We start from the raw sequence: 3,377 nt of genomic DNA, 5'->3' as shown, positions 1-3,377 counted from the left end.
CGCCGCTTCTCTTATACCTATGGGCGGCGGGGACGCGAGCGCCCGCTACTCGTCGCCGAAGCTGATGCCGAGGAGCTTCGCCTCGCGCACGAGGTCGCCCTGGGGGTCGACGTACTTGAGCTTGCCGGCGACCTCCTCCAGGGGCACGCGGCACATCTTGCCCTCGACCTGGGCGATCATATAGCCGAACTGGCCCTCGAGGCAGCCGCGCGCGGCCTCGATGCCGCACTGCGTGGCGAAGATCCTGTCCTGTGCGTCGGGCTGGCCACCGCGCTGAGTGTGGCCGGGCACCGCGACGCGGACCTCGCGGCCGGTGCGGGCGGCGATCTCCTCGGCGATGTCGTAGGCCACCGACGGCTTCACGCGGGCGGCGACCTTGGCCTTGTAGTCCTTCTTCTTCATGGCCGCCTCCTCGCGCGAGATCGCACCCTCGGCGACGACCACGATGGCGAAGCGACCGCCCTTCTTTTCCCGGCGCTCGATGGCCTTGACCACGTTGTCCATGTCGTAGGGGATCTCGGGGATGAGGATGACGTCCGCGCCGCCGGCGACACCCGAGTACAGCGGGATCCAGCCGACCTTGTGGCCCATGATCTCGATGACGAAGACGCGGCCGTGCGAGCTCGCCGTCGTGTGGATGTCGTCGATGCAGCGGGTCGCGACGTCGATGGCCGAGGTGAAGCCGAAGGTCATGTCGGTGCCGTAGGTGTCGTTGTCGATGGTCTTGGGCAGGGCGATGATGTTCAGGCCCTCCTCGCGCAGGCGGTTCGCGGTCTTGGTCGAGCCGTTGCCGCCGAGCATAAAGAGGCAGTCGAGCTTGAGCTTGCGGTAAGTCTCGACCATGGCGGGGACCTTCTTCACGCCGTCGGCGCCGGGCTCGTCGAGCAGCTTGAACGGCGTGCGCGAGGTGCCGAGGATGGTGCCGCCCTGCGTGAGCACGCCCGAGAAGTCCCCCCAGTTCATCTCGCGGTAGCGGCCGTAGATGAGGCCCTGGTAGCCGTCCTCGAAGCCGTAGATCTCGACCTTGTCCTTTGAGTTGTTGAGGATGGTCTTCACGATGCCGCGCATGGTGGCATTGAGCGCCTGGCAATCGCCGCCGGAGGTGAGCAGTCCGATCCTGAGCATGGGCGTTCCTCTCTTTAGTATATTGGGCGTGGCAAACGAGACGGGGTTTCGCCGCGCCTCAATAATTCGCACGGGGAATAGAGTAATCCAACGAAGCCGTGGCTACCGGCACGAATTCGCGGGTAAACGAGCGCTTACAACTCGGCATCCGTCACAGGCGGCGCCCAAGGCGGACACGGGTTTCCCAGCGCGTCGGGGGCGATGCGGGATACTACCCCTGCCTAAATCCGCGCCATTGGAGGAAGCGATGTACGAAGAGGCCATCCGAGCGGGCAAAGAAGCCCTCGAGGCGCTCGAGGACGCGGCGGACTCGCTTGACTCCGCCAAGCGATGGGGCGTCGTGGACATCCTCGGCGGCGGCCTCCTGACCAGCGTGGTCAAGCACTCGCGGCTGGGGGACGCCAACCATGCGCTGACAGGCGCCCGCGTCGCGCTCGCGAGGTTCTGCGACGCGCTCGGGGATTGTCGCGGGGTCGCGGGCATCGCGGCGCTCACGGCCGAGGTCAACCGCTGGAACGCGTTTTTCGACATCGCCTGCGACAACGCGATCGCGGACATCCTCGTCCAGAAAGAGATGTCCGATGCGGCCGATCGCGTCGACGAAGCCATTGACGCGGTCAAGCGCGCCGTGCGCCGACTGGAGGCCGCGCGCCGCGGCTGACGCGCTTCTTGCTGCGTTACCTTCTTTTTTATTGCAGACAGACCATAAGGAGGGGCGCCGATGGCGGCCGACGCAGACATACTCCACGCCTCGCGCGAGCGGATCGAGCAGATCCAGCTCGAGGGGATCCAAAAGACCGTGCTCGATGTGTACGAGCACATCCCGTTCTACAAGAAAAGCTTCGATGAGGCCGGCTTCGACCCGCGCTCGGTCAAGTCCCTCGACGACGTCGCGCGGATCCCGTTCGTGCAGAAGCAGGACCTGCGCGACGCCTACCCCTACGGTATGCTCGCCGTGCCGCTCAAGGACGTGCGCGAGATCCACATGTCGTCGGGCACGACCGGCATCGCGACCGTGGGCGCTTACACCGAGCACGACCTCAAGATCTGGGGGGAGTGCTTCTCGCGCGCCGTCGACTTCGCCCACGGCGACGAGAACGACGTCATGCAGATCTGCTACGGCTACGGCCTCTTTACCGGCGGCCTCGGCGCCCACTACGGCAGCATCTCCGCCGGCTGCGCCACCATCCCCATCAGCGCCGGCAACACCGAGCGCCAGATCCGCATCCTGCGCGAGATGGGCCCCACTATCTTGGCCTGCACCCCCTCCTACGCGATGCACATCGCCGACACCGCGATCGAGATGGGCCTCGACCCGGCCCGCGACTTCAGCCTGCGCGCGGGCATCCACGGCGCCGAGCCCTTCTCGGACAACTTCCGCCGCGACCTCGAGCGCAAGCTCGGCTACCGCGTGCTGGACATCTACGGCCTCACCGAGACCATGGGCCCGGGCGTGGCCATCGAGTGCTGGGAGCAGCAGGGCCTCCACATCGCCGAGGACCACTTCTACCCCGAGATCATCAACCCCGAGACGGGCGAGGTCCTGCCCGACGGCGAATGGGGCGAGCTCGTCATCACCACGCTCGACCGCGAGGCGTCGCCCGTCGTGCGCTACCGCACGCGCGACATCACCCGCATCATCCCCGGCGAGTGCCCCTGCGGCCGCACGCACCGCCGCATCGACCGCATCCACGGCCGCACCGACGACATGCTCATCATCCGCGGCGTCAACGTCTTCCCGAGCCAGATCGAGGACGTCATGAAGACGTTCCCCGAGATGTCCTCCTGGTACCAGATCGAGGTCGACACCGACCACCGCTCCCTCGACATCGTCACCCTCAAGGCCGAGCCGAACCCCAACGTGGACCTCGACTCCATCGCCGACATCGACCGCCTGCAGAAGCGGATCTCCGCCGCGCTCAAGGCCGCGCTCTCGGTCGGCGTCAAGGTCAAGCTCGTGGAGCCCAAGAGCATCCCGCGCAGCGAGGGCAAGGCCAAGCGCATCGTCGATCTCAGGAAGGAGCTCTAAGACATGATCGACCAGATCACCGTTTTCCTCGAGAACAAGAAGGGCCGCGTCGCCTCCGTTGCGCGCACGATCGCCGACGTCGGCGTGAACATGACGGCGCTGTCGCTTGCTGACAGTGAGGAGTACGGTCTCGCGCGCATCGTGTGCGGCGAGCCCGAGCGCGCCCTGAAGGCGCTCGGCGAGGCGGGCTACCGCGCCAAGGTCGTCAAGGTCGCGGCCGTCG

General features: G+C 66.5%; 4 protein-coding genes. 3 read left to right on the top strand and 1 reads right to left on the bottom strand.

The genetic code is table 11. The annotated features are described in order from the left end of the window. Positions 1 to 45: 45 nt before the first annotated feature. Positions 46 to 1,125, bottom strand: coding sequence for a 6-phosphofructokinase (locus ACT84W_RS06750; RefSeq protein WP_417575469.1), 1,080 nt, complete (start codon positions 1,123 to 1,125; stop codon positions 46 to 48). 247 nt (positions 1,126 to 1,372) lie between these two features. Here ACT84W_RS06750 and ACT84W_RS06745 point away from each other — a divergent pair, with 247 nt between their 5' ends. The 3 genes from ACT84W_RS06745 to ACT84W_RS06735 form a co-directional block, all read left to right on the top strand. Further along, positions 1,373 to 1,786: a hypothetical protein gene (locus tag ACT84W_RS06745; protein ID WP_444328652.1), complete on the top strand. Its 414-nt coding sequence runs from the start codon at positions 1,373 to 1,375 to the stop codon at positions 1,784 to 1,786. Positions 1,787 to 1,846: 60 nt separating this feature from the next. Then, a complete protein-coding gene (locus tag ACT84W_RS06740; RefSeq protein ID WP_417575467.1) occupies positions 1,847 to 3,154 on the top strand; it encodes a phenylacetate--CoA ligase family protein in 1,308 nt (435 codons plus the stop codon). 3 nt (positions 3,155 to 3,157) lie between these two features. Next, on the top strand, positions 3,158 to 3,377 hold a 220-nt coding region (locus ACT84W_RS06735), incomplete at its 3' end, for a hypothetical protein (RefSeq protein ID WP_444328651.1).

This window comes from Paratractidigestivibacter sp. (assembly GCF_052362415.1).
GTDB lineage: Bacteria > Actinomycetota > Coriobacteriia > Coriobacteriales > Atopobiaceae > Paratractidigestivibacter.
The sequence above is the reverse complement of the archived record's forward strand: the minus strand, read 5'-3'. Positions and strand labels throughout refer to the sequence as shown.